Genomic DNA, 18,452 nt, shown 5'->3' with positions numbered 1-18,452 from the left:
TTCATGTCGGCGCTGCTTTTTGCGATAAAATTTTTGCATAACAGATATCGATTTTTATCGGATTAATCCGATCAATTGGATGATAGAATAGGCTTCTTTTATCTCTCATTAAGTGCCATGGCGTTTACGTCGCCTGATTTGCTGAGAGTAGACCTAAGAGAAGACGATATCATGAAGTTAATGTTTGCTTCTGACCTGCATGGTTCGTTGCCCGCAACGGAAAAGGTGTTGGCTACCTTCGAGCGCAGTGGTGCGCAATGGCTGGTGCTATTGGGTGATTTTCTTAACCACGGGCCACGCAATGCGTTGCCCGCAGGTTATCAGCCAGCAGAGGTGGCACAGCGCCTTAATGCCTATAAAGAAAGGGTCATTGCGGTTCGTGGCAACTGCGACAGTGAAGTGGATCAGATGCTATTGCAGTTCCCGATGATGGCGGGTTGGCAGCAGATTATTATGCCAGAAACCCGTCTATTTTTGACGCATGGTCACCTTTATCACCCTGGCGCACTTCCTCCGTTGCGTAATGGTGATGTCTTAGTCTATGGTCATACTCATCTGCCTGAAGCTCGGTGGCAGGGAGAGGTTATTTGCTTTAATCCAGGTTCAGTCAGTATCCCCAAAGGTGGGTACCCGGCAAGTTATGGCATGTTAGAAGAGGGGGTTTTACAGGTTCTGACCCTACATAATGATGAATCTGTCACCCAATTGAATTTAAAAAAACTATTATAAATAGTTAGTTACCCAAAGTGATTGACGTTATGTCAGAGGGTAAACATATAATTAACAATTGCGCGAGTCTCACCGCGCCCAGATAGAAGGTTTCAGAGGATGGTGGAGCAAAATCCAGCAGCAGTCATCGAGTGGGTTGATATTGTTGATGAGCAAAATGACGTTATTGCTCAATCCAGCCGTCAACAAATGAGAGCTCAACGACTACGCCACCGTGCTACCTATATTGTGGTGCACGATGGAATGGGGAAAATTCTGGTACAACGTCGTACCGAGAGTAAAGATTTCTATCCCGGTAAACTGGATGCCACTGCGGGGGGGGTGGTGCAGAGTGGTGAAAACTACCTGGAATCTGCGCGGCGTGAGGCAGAGGAAGAGTTAGGGATAGCCGGTGTCCCGTTTGCCGAACATGGCCTGTTTTATTTTGAAGAAGAGTGCTGTCGGGTATGGGGCGGATTATTCAGTTGCGTGTCCCATGGGCCGTTTGCACTACAGGCTGAGGAAATTGAAGAAGTATGCTGGATGGTACCGGAAGATATCACTGCCCGTTGTGACGAATTTACCCCTGACTCTCTGAAAGCGCTGTCACTGTGGCTGACGCGCAACAATGAGCAGGATTACGGTAAAATTACCCCACGCGAAGATTGATTCCCGCTTAGCCATATAAAAAGCCCCTTCTCAGGGGCTTTTGTGTATCTCACCGTCATCCCACTGATTATCTTACAATAATACCCAGCAAGATACCCAGCGCACCAAAGTCGGCATCACTGAATGTGGTATTGGCAAAGCCGATATCACCCAGCACTGGCAGTAGGAAGACTGGCAGGAAGGTAATCAACAAGCCCTGTGCGAAGGCACCTAAAATAGCGCCACGGCGGCCACCGGTTGCATTACCAAATACACCCGCTGCCGCACCAACGAAGAAGTGAGGAACGACGCCTGGGATAATCACGGTCATGTTCATCAAATAGAGCGCGAACATACCGATAAGACCTGCGGCAAAGCTGCTCAGGAAGCCAACCAGAACCGCATTAGGTGCATAAGGGAACACCACCGGGCAATCCAATGCAGGTTTTGCATTAGGAACTAACTTATCTGAAATCCCTTTAAATGCTGGCACTATCTCAGCAATAACCATACGTACACCTTGCAGGATGATGTACACACCTGCGGCGAAAGTGATGGATTGCATCAGCGAGAACATGAACCAGTTCTTACCGCCACTCAGGCTTTTCACTACTTCCGGCCCGGCGAACAGGCAAGTCACGATGAAAATGATACACATGGTGAATGAGATAGCCACTGGTGTATCACGCAGAAACAGCAAGCTTTTCGGCACATTCATATCTTCAGTCGAATGTTCTTTATTACCGAATTTGCTACCAATAAAGCCAGCCAGCACATAAGACAAGGTAGAGAAGTGGCCAATTGCCACATCATCAGAACCGGTCACTTTTTTCATGTAAGGGTGGGCAATGGCTGGGAAGAACACCATCGCAACCCCAACCACCAACGAACCGATCACAATCAGTGTCACGCCACTGATACCTGCGGTGGCCAGAATTACTGCCACCATCATCGACATAAACAGGGTGTGGTGACCGGTCAGGAAGATAAATTTCCATGGCGTAAAGCGGGCAATCAGAATATTGATCACCATAGCGAAGAACATAATCATCGCCATCTCTTTACCAAAACTCTTTTGTGCCACAGAAACGATCGCTTCGTTATTTGGCACCACGCCCTGAATACCGAAAGCGTGTTGGAAGATATTGGCAAAATCACCCAGAGATGAAACCACCAGGCCAGCACCCGCACCTAAAATCACAAAGCCCATGATGGTCTTTACGGTGCCTTTAATACACTCAGTCACCGGTTTTTTCTGGGCAATCAGGCCGATTAACGCGATCAAACCGACCAGAACAGCCGGCTCAGAAAGCACATCACTCATTAAGAAACGAAAGAAATCCATACCAGCCTCCGCTTACAGCGCGCCTAATTCAGTTAATGCCACAGACAAACGTTCTTTCATGGCTTTTTTATCAATCATGTTATCAAGAGCAACGATTTTGCCACCAACGGCCTGAGCAATGAGCTGTTCGGCAATATCTTTGGTACCGATGAAGATGTCGCTTGGTGTCCCTTTGGCAGAGCCAAGATCCACATGATCCACTTCGGCTGTGACTGCCAGCTCTTTCAGAATACTTTTGATGCTGATTTCCATCATCAGGCTGGTACCTAAGCCGTTACCGCAAACCACTGTAATTTTCATTTTTTTTCCCCTTAAAATTATTATCCGTACAGAATGCTGTGATTAATAACGCGCAATGACAGATTGGATCTCTTGCGGCGTTTGCGCATTAAGTAGGGTTTGTACATCGTTATCGTTATCGAACAACTGAGCGAGTTGAGAAATAGCCTCGATGTGGCTGTTGCTGTCTGTCGCGGCTAACACTATGAGCAGTTTGACCGGGTCATTACCTTCAGCATTAAAAGTGACACCCTCGGTAATGACGGTTAATGCCAAAGCGAGTTTATTCACACCTTCTTCCGGGCGGGCATGTGGCATCGCAATGCCGGGGCCGACGACGTAATAAGGGCCAATCGCCTCATGGGAGCGATAAATAGCCTCGACATAACGCGCTTCAATAGAGCCATTATCAATCAGTGGCTTACATGAAATGGCGATGGCATCACGCCAGTCTTTTGCCTGGCTAACCACCTGAATGACGTCTGACGTTAACAGTGTTTTTAACATGATATTGATGACTCCCGATGACTGTTAACCTGAGAGTAGATAGTTATCGTTGCTATTAATGTGACGAATATCTCAATTGGTAGCGCTACCTGATAGCGCTACCAAATTTTGTGATAGCGCTATCATTTGTCGCGTCAGGGCCTTTGGCTATCTCGGAATAAGCCATATACAATGCAATGTATTGTCGAGACCCCGCGGACTGGCTTGTTTTATCCAGACAGAAAATTTTAATCGACAAGAAATTTTAATTAGGCAGGAACTCAGCATGGAAAAAACGCGCAAGCGCCGTAATACCGGGCGGGTCACTCTATCGGATGTGGCGAATTACGCTGGGGTAGGGTCGATGACTGTTTCCCGAGCGCTGCGAACGCCGGAGCAGGTTTCAGATAAGTTACGTGAGAAGATAGAGCAAGCGGTTGAAACATTGGGATATATTCCCAATCGCACGGCAGGGGCTTTGGCTTCGGGGCATAGTGATACTGTGGCGGTTTTGATTCCGTCGCTGACCGATAAAGCCAGCTCCCGATTTATGCAGGCGCTGCAACAGATTCTGAACAAAAATGAATTTCAGTTATTGCTGGGTTGCCATGAATATAGTCAGCGGAAAGAAGCTGAAATACTGATGACGTTACTGCAAAGCAATCCGGCAGCCGTGGTGATATTTGGCTCACAACTGGCAGATAAAACCTATCAACTGCTCGAGCGGGCCAATATTCCTACCGTTAATGTGGTGGGGTCCTATTTTAAAGGGGCGAAAATTACCCTTGAGGCGGCATTTTTTGAATCCGCTTATGCACTAAGCCGTCATTTACTGGAGCGCGGCTATCACAATATTGGTTTTATTGGCGCTCATATGGATAACCGCTTACAACGTCAGCAACTGAATGGCTGGCATAAAGCGATGCTGGAACATTATAAAAATGCTGATCAAACCGTCACCACACCAGAAACAGCCAGCTTACAGTTTGGTCGCTATGCCTTGACGGAAATTCTGCAACGCCAACCTGAGCTGGATGCTGTTATTTGCAGCCACGAAGATATCGCTTTGGGAGTACTGTTTGAATGCCAACGTCGCTTGCTGAAAATTCCCGGCGGGATCGCAGTTGCCTGCCTGGATGGTTCTGATAACTGCGATCAGACTCACCCGACGCTGACTTCGATGCGTATCGATTACCGGAAGATGGGTAAAGATGCTGGCAAGATGTTGATCGAACTGCTCGAGAGCGATGAAGATGACGAATGGAGTGAACCCGTTAGCCAGAGTTTCAACTATAAATTTGAGCCACGGCAAAGTACCTGAAGCTCGCGCCAAGCAATAAAGGAAAACCGCCCCGCAGGGCGGCCTACCGGGCTTACTTGCCTGACGTGTTGATTATTACCGTGATTGAGTTGTTGAAAATACGCCAACCCCCATTCCCGGATGTTAACAACGCACCAAATACAACGAGCACAATACAAAAGTATCGTTTCATTGTGCGGTCCATGCTTAAACCGCTTCACGCCAGCACCACCGGTGATACTACCGTGAATACAAGCGCTGGGGTGCGCCTGCGTTTACGGCCATTGGATATCCTTCCCTTAAACCGATGCCCGCTTGCTTAAGGCGGCGAAAAGGCCCAACGCGATTGTACACTAATGCATCCGCAGCAGATACTTGACAGTGAATAGCAACTGGCCCAAACTGTTCTGGCTGGGGTGCACTTGCGATACGTTGGTAGCTGTTGTTTTGATACCAACAACCCCGCTGGAATGGCCGCTTACCGGACCAGCACAGAGAAACCGCCTATATGGCGGTTTTTTTGTTGGCGTATTTTACCGATGCGGTCTTTTGGCGAGTGTGGTTGCGAGGTGAAAGCGTTCTAACCAATCGCTTTGCCAACAAACAAAAACGCCAGCACAAGGCTGGCGTTTCTTAGACAACGTAATCTTAGAATTAAGATGCGCTGGCGTCAGCCTGAGCGGATTGAATCGCCGTTAGTGCCACGGTATAGACGATATCGTCAACCAATGCACCACGGGACAAATCGTTAACTGGCTTACGCATACCTTGCAGCATCGGCCCGATGGAGATCAGGTCAGCAGAGCGTTGCACCGCTTTATAGGTAGTGTTACCGGTGTTCAAGTCTGGGAAGATGAACACGGTGGCTTTACCTGCAACCGGTGAGTTAGGCGCTTTGGATTTAGCCACATCCGCCATGATTGCCGCGTCATATTGCAACGGACCATCGATGATCAAATCTGGGCGTTTTTCCTGTGCCAGACGGGTCGCTTCACGTACTTTTTCGACATCGCTACCCGCACCGGAATTACCGGTAGAGTAAGAGATCATCGCCACACGTGGTTCAATGCCGAATGCCGCAGCAGAATCCGCAGATTGGATAGCAATCTCAGACAGTTGTTCAGCCGTTGGATCTGGGTTGATTGCACAGTCACCATAAACCAGAACCTGGTCAGGCAGCAGCATAAAGAACACCGAAGAAACCAGTGAACTGCCCGGCGCGGTTTTGATCAACTGCAATGGTGGGCGGATGGTGTTTGCGGTGGTATGTACTGCACCGGAAACCAGACCATCAACTTCACCTTTTTCCAGCATCAGGGTGCCGAGAACGACGTTGTCTTCCAACTGTTCACGCGCGACCACTTCGGTCATGCCTTTGCTCTTACGCAGCTCAACCAGACGCGGAACATATTGCTCACGTACAGCAACAGGATCGATGATTTCAACGCCTTTGCCCAGCTCAACACCTTGCGCGGCAGCAACGCGTTGGATCTCTTCTGGGTTACCCAGCAGCACACAAGTTGCGATACCGCGTTCAGCACAGATAGAAGCGGCTTTAACGGTACGTGGCTCATCGCCTTCTGGCAGCACGATGCGTTTACCCGCTTTACGGGCCAATTCGGTCAGCTCGTAGCGGAATGCTGGTGGTGACAAGCGACGTGAACGCTCAGACGTTGCACTCAGAGAGTCAATCCAATCACTGCTGATATGGCTGGCAACATAGTTTTGCAGCTTTTCAACACGCTCATGGTCATCTGCAGGGACTTCCAGATTGAAGCTTTGCAGGCTCAAAGAGGTCTGCCAAGTATTGGTATCAACCATAAATACTGGCAAGCCAGTTTGGAAGGCACGTTCACACAGGCTGTTGATACGCTCATCAATAGCGTAACCGCCAGTCAACAGGATGGCACCAATTTCAACGCCATTCATGGCTGCCAAACAAGCAGAAACCAACACATCAGGACGGTCGGCTGAGGTAACCAGCAGAGAACCCGGGCGGAAGTGTTCCAGCATATGCGGAATGCTACGAGCACAGAAAGTCACAGATTTAACGCGGCGAGTGTTGATATCACCTTGGTTAATGATGGTGGCTTTCAGGTGCTTGGCCATATCAATGGCGCGAGTTGCAATCAACTCGAAGCTCCACGGCACACAGCCCAGAACTGGCAGTGGGCTGTTGGCAAACAGTTGGCTTGGATCGATGTTCGCGACGCTGGCCTTGGTGGAATCATCAAAGATTTCAGACAGGTCAGGGCGGGTACGACCTTGTTCATCAACCGGCGCATTCAATTTGTTAATGATAACGCCAGTGATGTTTTTGTTTTTACTGCCACCGAAACTGGAACGAGCCAGTTCGATACGCTCTTTCAACTGATCTGGTGAGTCATTACCCAGAGCAATAACAAAGACGATTTCAGCATTCAGGGTTTTAGCAATTTCATAGTTCAATGCATTGGCAAACTGATGTTTGCGTGTTGGCACCAAGCCTTCGACCAGAACCACTTCTGCGTCTTTGGTATTTTCGTGATAACGGGCAACAATCTCTTCCATTAACACGTCTTGCTGGTTAGAACTCAGCAAGGTTTCCACATAACCCATATTCAGCGGCTCAGCAGCAGTGATGCTGGAGTTCGCACGAATGATGGTGGTGGTTTGGTCAGGTGCATCATCACCGGCACGAGGCTGGGCGATTGGCTTGAATACGCTCAGGCGTACACCTTTTTGTTCCATGGAACGGATGACACCCAAGCTTACGCTGGTTAAACCAACGCTGGTGCCGGTAGGAATCAACATTATTGTACGGGACACGGCTAAACCTCTTTACGGTTATGCCCTTCGTCCTTGAAGCCGCAGGGTTGTTGGCTACGCTCATGCACCCGAATTACTGACCTGAGTCAGCTCATCGGGATTTATTCGCTTGCCGCCTACCTGCAACTCCAATGACTTTGGGGACATCCTTCGCCCTTGAAGCCGCAGGGTTGTTGGCTACGCTCATGCACCCGAATCACTGACTAGTCGTTGACCTTAAAGTAAATAAGCTCATCGGGATTTATTCATTTGCCGCCTACCTGCAACTCCAATGACTTTGGGTATATGTCAAAAACTCTTACGCAGTCAGACGGGCTGCGTCTTGTGCGATGACCAGCTCTTCATTGGTTGGGATAACCAGAGCCAGGCGGCTGCCCTCTTTGGTGATGGTGCCTGATTTACCAAAGCGTGCTGCCAGGTTGCGTTCGTGGTCAATTTCAAAGCCCAACAGGCCCAGTTTGTTCAAAGTCAGCTCACGTACCATTGCGGCGTTCTCACCAATACCGCCGGTGAAGACCACGGCATCCAGACGACCATCCATCAGCGCAGTATATGCACCGATGTATTTCGCCAGGCGATGACAGAACACATCCATTGCGCGGCGTGCATCTGCTTTAGTTGCATAGTTGTCTTCAACATAACGGCAGTCACTGGTGACTTCAGTCAGGCCCAGCAGGCCAGATTCTTTGGTCAACAGCTTGCTGATCTGTTCCATGCTCATGCCCATGGCATCATACAAATGGAAAATGATCGCCGGGTCGATATCACCACTACGGGTGCCCATGACCAAACCTTCCAGTGGTGTCAGGCCCATAGAGGTATCAACACATTTACCGTTACGAACCGCAGTGACAGAACCACCGTTGCCCAAATGGCAAGTGATGACGTTCAGTTCTTCCAGCGGTTTGTTCAGGGTTTTAGCGGCTTCCTGACTGACGTAGAAGTGGCTGGTGCCGTGTGCGCCATAGCGACGGATACCGTTTTCTTTGTATAAACGGTACGGCAGGGCGTAGAGATAAGACTCTTCCGGCATGGTCTGATGGAAAGCGGTGTCAAAGACAGCGACATTTTTATCAGCCAGATTTGGGAATGATTTCAACGCTTCAGCGATACCAATCAAGTGAGCTGGGTTATGCAGTGGTGCAAATGGGATGGAATCTTTGATACCCTGAATAACTTCTTCGGTAACGATAGCTGATGCTGTAAATTTCTCGCCACCATGAACAATGCGGTGACCGATAGCTGTCAACTGAGCGGAAAGCTCTGGTTTTTGTGCCAGAATAGTATTAACAATGAAATTCAGTGCTTCGCTGTGTGCTGCACCAGCACCCAATGCTGCTTCCTGTTTGCCACCATCAAGTTTCCATTTGATGCGGGCTTCAGGCAGATGGAAGCATTCGGCTAAACCAGAGAGGTGTTCTTCACCGTTGGTCGCGTCGATGATAGCAAATTTTAGGGAAGAGCTACCGCAGTTAAGAACCAGTACTAGCTTACTCGACATGGAAGTACCTATTTTATAGTCGTGTTCAACATTTGTTTTGCAAAAACAGCGCGCATGCGACATTTTTGATGCAAAAACAGCGAAAAACATATGGTTAATAAAACGTCAATCATTCCAAAAGCGTAGCGCATATTGGCGTCGACATTAATGATTAACATCATGCGATAGAGAAAAAGGCATGATGATGGAAAAATCGCGGATTAAACGTTAAGTGCAAACGTTAAAACCTGGTGGTGAAAATCGGTGCGATTTAACAAAAATGATTTAAAAGCTGCAAAAAGTTGACATATTTAGTGTCATCTTCTAGCGGCCAAAAGGCCGAGTTAGGATACCGATAGCGGAGCCTAAAAACAAAATATATTTAACAGACTAATTTTTAGTTTGTGGATTACAAAAAAAATTTTAATTTTTGCTTGTGAAGTTGAGGTGAGCCATGACAACAAAACCCTCTGATTCTGTAAGTTGGTTTCAGGTACTCCAGCGCGGCCAGCTTTATATGAAGACCTGGCCTGCCGATAAGCGCCTGGCGCCGATGTTTCCCGAAAATCGCGTGGTTACGGCGACACGCTTTGGTATCCGCTTTATGCCACCACTGGCCATTTTTACCCTGACCTGGCAGATAGCCCTCGGTGGCCAGTTGGGACCAGCCATCGCTACGGCGCTGTTCGCCTGTGGTTTACCATTGCAAGGGTTATGGTGGTTAGGCAAGCGCGCGATAACCCCGTTACCGCCAACCTTACTCCAGTGGTTCCATGAGGTACGTAACAAGCTAACAGAAGCGGGGCAGGCTGTTGCGCCTATCGAGCAGACGCCGACTTATCAATCCCTGGCCGATGTGCTGAAACGAGCCTTCAAACAGTTGGATAAAACGTTTCTTGATGACCTCTAGTGGCGGTTTCATGCCAGCGGGCTTTTATGCCTCACAGGATTAGTGGTGCAAAATCCCCTGTCAAATCAAAGTATGGCCCAAGCCTGTGTGCGATGATTTCCTCATTATTTATGTCTTAGGAGTTAGTGATGGATATGACCAACGCCCAACGACTGATTCTGTCGAATCAGTACAAAATGATGACCATGCTGGATCCGGAAAATGCTGAGCGTTATCGTCGCCAGCAAACCATTGTCGAGCGCGGCTTTGGTTTGCAGATGCGTGAATTGGACCGTGATTTTGGTGAGATGAGCGAAGATACTTGCCGTACTATCATTAATATCATGGAGATGCACCACGCCCTGCAAGTCTCCTGTGGTAACCTGAAAGACAAGCAAGACTTGGATGAACGCCGTATCGCGTTCCTCGGTTTTGATGCTGCTACCGAATCCCGTTACCTGAGTTATGTGCGCTTTATGGTCAATACCGAAGGGCGCTACACCCATTTTGACTCAGGGACTCATGGTTTCAACTCTCAAACCCCAATGTGGGATAAATACCAACGTATGCTGGCTATCTGGCAATCATGTCCACGCCAATACCATTTGAGTGCTGTTGAAATTTCGCAAATTATCAATGCCTGATAGCACGTAACTTGTTTGCTATCAGTAAGTTGAAAAATAGTTTTACTGATGAGGATGTGCTTGTGGAGTGTAAAGGTTTTCTTTTTGATTTGGACGGGACTTTGGTTGATTCTTTACCTGCTGTCGAACGAGCCTGGATTGGCTGGGCGCAAGGCCGAGGCATCAACCCAGCAGAAGTTCTTGATTTTATCCATGGCAAACAAGCAATTACCTCTTTACGTCATTTTATGTCGGGTGCAAGTGAGGCTGAAATTCAGGCTGAGTTTCTGGCATTAGAGCAGGTTGAAGCTAATGATACCGATGGTGTGAGCGCATTGCCGGGGGCGGTGGCGCTGTTGGAGCGACTAAACAGCCTGTCTATTCCGTGGGCTATTGTCACTTCAGGCTCAGTACCGGTCGCTTCTGCGCGCCGTGCCGCCGGCCATCTGCCGGTACCTGAAGTGTTTATCACCAGCGAACAAGTTAAGCACGGCAAACCGCAACCAGATGCTTATCTGCTGGGGGCCGAGCGCTTAGGGCTGGCACCGGCTGATTGTATCGTAGTGGAAGATGCCCCTGCGGGGATTTTGTCAGGCTTGGCGGCGGGCTGTCAGGTGATTGCGGTCAATGCTCCGGCTGATACTCCCAAACTTGATCAGGTTGATTTAGTGCTCAGTTCGCTGGAGCAGATTAGCGTTGAGGTTACCGCTAACGGCGCGCGGGTTGTGCGAGTAGGTTAATTTTTCGCCAGATACCTTAATGTCACCACTGAGAGCGCCTGATGGCGCTCTTTTACTGTCTGGCACCTCACAAATTGATAAACTTTTTTCAGGAAAAAAACACAATAAAACCCTTTGTGGGATGGTAAGCACATAAATTTGCAGTCATTATTGATCTCAGACAGCGGCCGCTGCTGATTTTAATGTTTTACTGCCAGAGCCGGATATTCCCTTTCACTTTTTGCCAACGAGGCCATTTTGAACCGCGAACTATTGTGGGTGTTGACGCTACTTCTAATAGCTATTGTGCTGTTTACTACCAATAAACTGCGCATGGACGTGGTAGCTCTGTTGGTCATTATTGCCTTTGTGATGAGTGGTACGTTGTCATTAGGTGAGGCGACCAGCGGATTCAGTGATCCTAACGTGATATTGATTGCGGCGCTGTTTGTTATTGGTGAAGGGTTGGTCAGAACCGGTGTTGCTTATCAGGTGGGTGATTGGCTGGTCAAGGTCGCCGGTCACAGTGAAACCAAAATGCTGGCGTTATTAATGGTAACGGTTGCCGGATTAGGCGCTTTTATGAGCTCTACCGGAGTGGTGGCAATCTTTATCCCAGTGGTATTGAGTGTTGCCAGCCGGATGAAAATTTCGCCGGGGCGGTTAATGATGCCGCTAAGTTTTGCCGGCTTGATAAGTGGCATGATGACGCTGGTGGCAACGCCACCAAATATGGTAGTTAACAGTGAATTACTGCGCGAAGGTATCAAAGGGTTTGGCTTCTTTGGCGTTACCCCTATCGGCATTATCATTTTGCTGATGGGTGTCGCTTATATGTTAGTGGCTCGGCGCTGGTTGGGCGGGAAGCAGGAAAGCTCAGAGAAAGAACAGCAATGGAAACGCCGCACTTTCCGTGACCTTATCCGCGATTATAAACTGACTGGCCGTGCGCGCCGTTTGGCTATCCGCCATGATTCTCCTTTGATTGGCCGTTCTCTTGACGAACTGCATCTGCGCGCCCGCTATGGGGCGAATGTGGTGGGGATTGAACGCTGGAAGCGTTTCCGGCGTGTGATGGTGAGTGCCACCGGTTCATCTGAATTACACGAGAACGATGTCTTACTGATCGATATGTCAGATTGCGACATAGATTTACGTGAATTTTGCACTGAACAGATGCTGGAACCGATGGTGCTGCGCGGTGAATACTTCTCAGAGCAGGCGCGCAACGTCGGGATGGCCGAGGTTTCGCTCATTCCTGATTCCGCACTCTTGGGAAAGAGTCTACGTGAAGTCACTTTCCGTACCCGCTATGGTTTGAATGTGGTGGGTATTCGTCGTAATGGTAAGACTTTGGAAGGCAAACTGGTTGATGACAAATTACAGTTTGGCGATATCTTACTGGTGATCGGTGATTGGAAACTGATTCGCCAGTTGCAGTTAAAGACCCGTGATTTCATCGTACTGAACCTGCCGGCGGAAGTGGATGAAGTGGCACCGGCCATTTCGCAAGCCCCACATGCATTATTCTGTCTGGCGTTGATGGTTGCCATGATGATGACCGACGAGGTGCCAAATGTGATTGCGGCATTGGTAGCCTGTTTGCTGATGGGTCAGTTCCGATGTATTGATATGGAAAGTGCTTATCGTTCAATTCATTGGCCGAGCTTGATTTTAATCATCGGGATGATGCCCTTTGCACAAGCATTGCAAAAAACCGGTGGGGTAGATTTGATTGTCCGTGGTTTGATGGATGTGGCCGGTGGGATGGGGCCGCGCGTCATGCTGCTATGTTTGTTTGTGTTGTGTGCCACGATTGGGCTGTTTATCTCTAATACTGCCACGGCAGTTCTAATGGCACCGATTGCGATTGCTGCTGCGCGGGAGATGTCGGTCTCGCCGTATCCCTTTGCGATGATTATTGGTATTGCAGCTTCAGCGGCCTTTATGACGCCGGTTTCGTCACCGGTGAATACCTTAGTATTGGGGCCAGGTGGTTATAAATTCGGTGATTTTGTCCGCATGGGGGTGCCATTTACGATATTAGTCATGATTGTTAGTGTGATGGTGGTGCCGTTGTTATTTCCCTTCTGATTATCCTGCGTCGGGAAAGTAGTGTTAGGTTCGGTTGCCAAGCTTCTGTGCTCACTTAGATTCAGGAACCTCAACCGGTTAAGGGTGTGTTGGCGCACACCCTTAACAATCCCGCGCCTACGCACGTATCGCCTGCCCACTGCGTGGGTTTCCTCACTCATCATTTTGCTGGCGGGACGGCTATTATAGCCTCTTCGAGGCTACCCTCCGGGCCAACGCAAGCGTTGTTCAAAACTGCTTCGCAGTGTTGTCGCGTCCCTGCTCATGACGCCTAAATCCGCCGTCCATGGCGGATTTCCCTGGCTACATTCTTCACTCGGCGGCTCAAATGTGCTTTTAAACGTCAAGGGCTGGAATATTCGTTGCTGGTTAATCCAGCGAATCGAGGCTGATTTCATCCAGTGATAGGCTAAAGCTGGGCACAAACACCTCCATAAAGTAATCCATTTCTGGGCTTTGGCGCATCGCGAGGGTTTTCTCCAACCGCGCTTTGGCTTGAATAAACTCGTTATTACCCGCCGATAACTCTTCCAGACATTTTAGATAAGCACACAGGGCATCAGCTTGTTTAACCAGCGCTTTCTCTTCTTCGCTGTAATAGTGCTCATCCAGCAGACAGCGGAAATCATGTTGTAACTCTTGCGGCAGCATTTCGATCAGTTTCTGTTGGGCAACTTTTTCGATCTTTTTGTATTCGTGGGCGATTTGTGGATTGTAATACTTGATAGGTGTAGGTAAATCCCCGGTAATCACCTCGCTGGCATCGTGGTACATCGCCAGCAGCGCAATACGATCGCCATTGAGATTGCCGTTAAACTTACGGTTCTTAATGATAGCTAGCGCATGAGCGACAAATGCTACCTGCAAACTGTGTTCAGAGACATTCTCAGTGCGAACATTGCGCATCAGCGGCCAGCGGTTGATCAGTTTCAGACGAGATAGATGGGCGAAGAAGTGACTCATTATTTACTCTCTTTGTACTTTTTAAGTGCAGGCATGGGGGGAGTTTATCAGATCGGGTTTCAGTTGATGCGCGATTAGTTCGGATCAGGTTTCGGTTGTTAGAGCTTCATAGCTCATCTAACCTCTGTAGTGGATTTGATCGGATCCTATTTCGGTTGTTATTCGTTCAGTGATTACTTTATCTCTGCGGCCTCAACCGAGCAGGAGGGCAAGCCGGCCCTCCTGCACCTGCGGCTTGCGCGAAATATTACTGCTATTTGCAGTCCCCTCCGGCAGCCGTTGGCCTTGTCGAGCCAGCGCGATGGGCATCCCTGCCCAAGCGCGCTTTTCGCGGGCGTCCATGCCCGCTTACTCGGGCCATCGCCTTTGTCGGTAATATTCCTGATTGCGCTTAAGGTCAAAATCCAATTCGAAACGCGGGTTTTGACCTTGATGTTTAAAAGCACATTTGAGCCGCCGAGTGAAGAATGTAGCCAGGGAAATCCGCCATGGACGGCGGATTTAGGCGTCCCGCCAGCGGAATGATGAGTGAGGGCACCCACGAAGTGGGCAAGCGATACGTGCGTAAGCGCAGGGGTTCCAAGGGGGTTACGCGCTTGTAACCCCTTTGGCGGTTGAGGCTAGGGGAACACTGAAGCCCTAACAACCGAACCAATCACCCCAATAAAATCAAATAGTTACTGATGATATGTCTCCAGGAACCGCCCTAACTTCTTCACTGCCATCTCCAGCTCATCCACGCGCGGTAACGTTACAATCCGCACATGATCAGGATAGGGCCAGTTAAAGGCGCTGCCTTGAACCAACAGCACTTTTTCCTGCAATAGCAGATCCAATACCAGTTTCTGATCATCTTTCAGGTTAAAACGCTTCTGATCAATACGTGGGAACATATACAACGCGCCTTGAGGTTTCACGCAGGAAACCCCCGGTATTTGGTTGATCAGTTCCCAGGCACGGTCACGCTGTTCGTACAAGCGCCCGCCTGGCTGAATAAACTCGCTAATGCTCTGATAACCACCTAATGCCGTTTGAATGGCATGCTGCATAGGCACGTTGGCGCACAGACGCATTGATGCCAGCATCTCTAAACCTTCAATATAACCTTTAGCGTGTTTTTTAGGACCATTCAGCACCATCCAGCCCTGACGGAAACCGGCAACACGGTAAGTCTTGGATAAACCATTGAAGGTCACAGTTAACAAATCAGGTGCCAGAGCCGCAATAGAATGATGCTGAGCCTCGTCATATAAAATCTTATCGTAGATCTCATCGGCGAAAATAATCAGGTCATTTTGACGGGCGATTTCAACAATCTCCAGTAACAGCTCTTTGCTGTATACCGCGCCGGTCGGGTTATTCGGGTTGATAATCACAATCCCACGGGTACGCGGCGTGATTTTACTACGGATATCATCTAAATCAGGGAACCAGCCCGACTCTTCATCACACATATAATGTACGGCGGTACCACTTGAAAGCGAAACTGCCGCCGTCCATAACGGATAATCTGGTGCAGGTACCAGCATTTCATCGCCCAGATTCAGCAATGCTTGCATGGATTGCACGATCAGCTCAGAGACCCCGTTTCCAATGTAGATATCCTCGACTGTCAGGTCACGCATATCCCGTGCCTGATAGTGCTGCATAATAGCTTTGCGCGCCGAAAACAGGCCTTTGGAATCGCAATAGCCCTGTGCAGTTGGCAAATTACGGATCACATCCACCAGAATTTCATCGGGTGCATCGAAACCAAACGGGGCAGGGTTGCCGATGTTCAGTTTCAGAACTTTATTACCTTCTTCTTCAAGACGCTTAGCTTCTTTTAGCACTGGTCCACGAATGTCGTAACAGACGTTGTCCAGTTTGCTGGATTTCTCAATGGGGGACATAAAAAATTGAGCCTTTTGCTGGTAAAAGCGTGTCCTCAGCGTGGAACACTGCAAGGTATCCAATGTACTCCGACGCTGCTGCTTTTTGAAGTTCTATGCACATCTTTAGTGCCAATGGCTGCTCTTATTTTAAATGACTACCAGTTTCATTGGTATGGAATATAATCGATGTTTTTGTCTTTAAATCTACTTTTTTATGCCTTATTTATTGGATTACCTGGGTTTTTATCCTGGATAATTGCGTGACATACAGCAGTTACCAACAAAATATATCTATAAGATGAGGTTCACTTTCGCTGCCAAAATCGCGGGTTGATACCGGTGATAATGAGACGCGATTATGCTGCATCCTATTAACCGGGATCTCAATCCAACAATTTATATCATCATACATATTATTAAGATGTGAAAAGAAACAAAACTGTAGATAGGAAAACTATTAAGAATAATTAATGTTAACTAGGCTGAATCTTAGAGAATATCTATGTTATTAGTTGAATTTGCTCAATTAGATAAAAAATACACATAGAGATATATTGATATTTTTTGATATTTCGAAAAGGGTCAGTGCGGATTTGTTTAATTAAAATAGCATTTCAGCACTTAAAAATGCCTGAGGAAAAGCAAGATCCTAAAGGGAAAAAATCTTCATTAATCGAAGATTTAGTGATTTTTTATGACCGTATTCACAAATGAATACATAACTTACTCAATAGATTTTTATAAAAAGAGATAACGGTAACGAAATATAAGTAAATTTTTTGCCCTACTCTAGTGAGTGGGGTACTGTCATACTTAGCGTTGTCCCTTATTGATGGCGCGATACTTATACACCAGGGTAGTTTGTAATTAGAATTCAAAAAAGTGAAGAATACACTATGACAAATGCAAATCGTCCGATAATTAATCTCGACCTCGATCTGCTTAGAACCTTTGTAGCTGTTGCTGACTTGAATACTTTTGCCTCTGCTGCCGCAGCGGTTTGTCGCACTCAGTCAGCAGTTAGCCAACAAATGCAACGGTTAGAACAGTTAGTCGGTAAGGAGTTATTTGCCCGCCATGGGCGTAACAAATTATTGACTGAACATGGTCTCCAGTTACTTGGCTATGCCAGAAAAATTTTGCGTTTCAACGATGAAGCTTGTACGTCACTTATGTACAGCAATATAGAAGGGTCACTCATTATCGGCGCATCTGATGATACTGCCGATACGTTGTTGCCTTTCTTGCTGAACCGAGTGGCGACGCTATATCCTCGGCTAGCGATAGATGTGCGGGTAAAACGCAGTCCATTTATCGCTGATATGCTGAGTAATGGCGAAGTGGACCTGGCTATTACTACAGCCAAGGTCGACACTCATCCTCATGTGATCTTAAGGACATCACCTACGCTTTGGTACTGTTCCGCCGACTATCAGTTCCAGTCCGGTGAATCGGTACCGTTAGTGGTGATGGATGAGCCAAGCCCATTTCGCGATATGGCAATAGAAAATCTGACCAGAGCCGGTATTGCATGGCGAATCGCCTATGTAGCCTCTTCACTTTCTGCCATTCGTGCGGCAGTCAGGGCTGGGCTGGGTGTGACCGCCAGGCCAATAGAGATGATGAGTCCTGATTTACGCGTACTGGGTGAAACAGAAGGGCTACCTCGGTTGCCTGAAACACATTATGCATTATGTAAAGACAATCAGTGTGGCAACGAATTGGCTTTAGCCATTTTCGATGCCATGCAGACGGGCCACCAACATGGCTTGCAGTCTGGATCGGATTTAGTGCTGGATTCTGATTATTTAATAGACGAGAGCAGTTGATCGTCTAACGTGATTAAAAAATCGTAAGCCCCTTATTTTAGGGGCTTTTTTATTTATACCTTTTATAAAAAACAGTTTTCTACTACTCCAGTTTAATTTCATGCTTCAAACGTCGTTTTATTTCATTTAGCGGTATATCTGCGTACTGGATCAGAGGGAATAAACCAGATAAAGACAGTGGTTAATATTTCTGCTCATTTTCTGTTATTTGTTTTTTATTAAAACAGCGTTCCATTATTTATTTTTTTAAAAAAACAACTTTTCATGCCGAATATTTATGAAATAACACTCAAAACGTGTTCTGGATCAAAAAAATACCCCTAGCTAGTGAGTGGAAGAACCGGTTATTCCTGAGACAATGGTATAGTTAAAGCGAACTTTCCACGTTGGGTTATATGTGTATGTTC

The 18,452-nt window shown here is 47.8% G+C and carries 15 protein-coding genes; 8 read left to right on the top strand and 7 right to left on the bottom strand.

The window, feature by feature from the left end; translation table 11 throughout:
* Positions 1-171: 171 nt before the first annotated feature.
* Positions 172-729: a phosphodiesterase gene (gene yfcE / locus Q2T71_RS14020; protein ID WP_372559484.1), complete on the top strand. Its 558-nt coding sequence runs from the start codon at positions 172-174 to the stop codon at positions 727-729.
* Between the two features lie 99 nt (positions 730-828).
* Positions 829-1,377, top strand: coding sequence for an NUDIX hydrolase YfcD (gene yfcD, locus Q2T71_RS14015; RefSeq protein ID WP_083158246.1), 549 nt, complete (start codon positions 829-831; stop codon positions 1,375-1,377).
* 67 nt (positions 1,378-1,444) lie between these two features.
* Here yfcD and Q2T71_RS14010 read toward each other — a convergent pair whose 3' ends face one another.
* Genes Q2T71_RS14010 through Q2T71_RS14000 form a run of 3 tightly spaced genes read right to left on the bottom strand, consistent with a single transcriptional unit; the run spans position 1,445 to position 3,487 of the window.
* Positions 1,445-2,701 (bottom strand): PTS ascorbate transporter subunit IIC, encoded by a 1,257-nt coding sequence (locus tag Q2T71_RS14010; RefSeq protein ID WP_005277900.1) that lies wholly within the window; start codon positions 2,699-2,701, stop codon positions 1,445-1,447.
* Between the two features lie 12 nt (positions 2,702-2,713).
* Positions 2,714-3,001 (bottom strand): PTS sugar transporter subunit IIB, encoded by a 288-nt coding sequence (locus Q2T71_RS14005; protein ID WP_083158247.1) that lies wholly within the window; start codon positions 2,999-3,001, stop codon positions 2,714-2,716.
* A gap of 42 nt (positions 3,002-3,043) precedes the next feature.
* Entirely contained in the window at positions 3,044-3,487 is a 444-nt protein-coding gene (locus tag Q2T71_RS14000) for a PTS sugar transporter subunit IIA (RefSeq protein ID WP_372559483.1), read from the bottom strand.
* A 265-nt stretch (positions 3,488-3,752) separates the two neighbouring features.
* On the opposite strand from Q2T71_RS14000, the gene Q2T71_RS13995 reads away from it, so the two are divergent.
* Positions 3,753-4,787: a LacI family DNA-binding transcriptional regulator gene (locus Q2T71_RS13995; protein ID WP_372559482.1), complete on the top strand. Its 1,035-nt coding sequence runs from the start codon at positions 3,753-3,755 to the stop codon at positions 4,785-4,787.
* A gap of 633 nt (positions 4,788-5,420) precedes the next feature.
* Here Q2T71_RS13995 and pta read toward each other — a convergent pair.
* Positions 5,421-7,559, bottom strand: a complete 2,139-nt coding sequence (gene pta, locus Q2T71_RS13990) for a phosphate acetyltransferase (RefSeq protein WP_372559928.1) — start codon at positions 7,557-7,559, stop codon at positions 5,421-5,423.
* A 313-nt stretch (positions 7,560-7,872) separates the two neighbouring features.
* On the bottom strand, positions 7,873-9,075 hold the full coding sequence (gene ackA / locus Q2T71_RS13985) for an acetate kinase (protein ID WP_372559481.1): 1,203 nt from the start codon (positions 9,073-9,075) through the stop codon (positions 7,873-7,875).
* Positions 9,076-9,508: 433 nt separating this feature from the next.
* On the opposite strand from ackA, the gene yfbV reads away from it, so the two are divergent.
* The 4 genes from yfbV to Q2T71_RS13965 all read left to right on the top strand — a co-directional run bounded on the left by yfbV (position 9,509) and on the right by Q2T71_RS13965 (position 13,379).
* Positions 9,509-9,964 (top strand): terminus macrodomain insulation protein YfbV, encoded by a 456-nt coding sequence (gene yfbV / locus Q2T71_RS13980; RefSeq protein WP_083158252.1) that lies wholly within the window; start codon positions 9,509-9,511, stop codon positions 9,962-9,964.
* A gap of 128 nt (positions 9,965-10,092) precedes the next feature.
* A complete protein-coding gene (locus Q2T71_RS13975) occupies positions 10,093-10,587 on the top strand; it encodes a YfbU family protein (protein ID WP_083158253.1) in 495 nt (164 codons plus the stop codon).
* A gap of 62 nt (positions 10,588-10,649) precedes the next feature.
* A complete protein-coding gene (locus Q2T71_RS13970) occupies positions 10,650-11,306 on the top strand; it encodes a sugar phosphatase (protein ID WP_372559480.1) in 657 nt (218 codons plus the stop codon).
* A 237-nt stretch (positions 11,307-11,543) separates the two neighbouring features.
* Complete coding sequence (locus tag Q2T71_RS13965) at positions 11,544-13,379, top strand: SLC13 family permease (protein ID WP_372559479.1); 1,836 nt, start codon at positions 11,544-11,546, stop codon at positions 13,377-13,379.
* A 369-nt stretch (positions 13,380-13,748) separates the two neighbouring features.
* Here Q2T71_RS13965 and yfbR read toward each other — a convergent pair whose 3' ends face one another.
* Together yfbR and Q2T71_RS13955 are read right to left on the bottom strand one after the other, a co-directional pair.
* Positions 13,749-14,342: a 5'-deoxynucleotidase gene (gene yfbR, locus Q2T71_RS13960; protein ID WP_372559478.1), complete on the bottom strand. Its 594-nt coding sequence runs from the start codon at positions 14,340-14,342 to the stop codon at positions 13,749-13,751.
* Between the two features lie 677 nt (positions 14,343-15,019).
* Positions 15,020-16,234 carry a pyridoxal phosphate-dependent aminotransferase gene (locus Q2T71_RS13955; RefSeq protein WP_372559477.1) on the bottom strand — a complete coding sequence of 405 codons (1,215 nt, stop codon included), beginning with the start codon at positions 16,232-16,234 and terminating at the stop codon, positions 15,020-15,022.
* 878 nt (positions 16,235-17,112) lie between these two features.
* Here Q2T71_RS13955 and rovM point away from each other — a divergent pair.
* The gene (gene rovM / locus Q2T71_RS13950; protein ID WP_372559476.1) at positions 17,113-18,045 is read left to right on the top strand and encodes a virulence transcriptional regulator RovM; all 933 of its coding nucleotides are present in this window, start codon (positions 17,113-17,115) and stop codon (positions 18,043-18,045) included.
* Positions 18,046-18,452: the final 407 nt, after the last annotated feature.

Origin of the sequence: Yersinia sp. 1652 StPb PI (assembly GCF_041538345.1) — a bacterium.
In the GTDB taxonomy this organism is placed as follows: domain Bacteria; phylum Pseudomonadota; class Gammaproteobacteria; order Enterobacterales; family Enterobacteriaceae; genus Yersinia; species Yersinia enterocolitica_E.
This window is presented reverse-complemented; position numbering and strand designations above follow the sequence as displayed.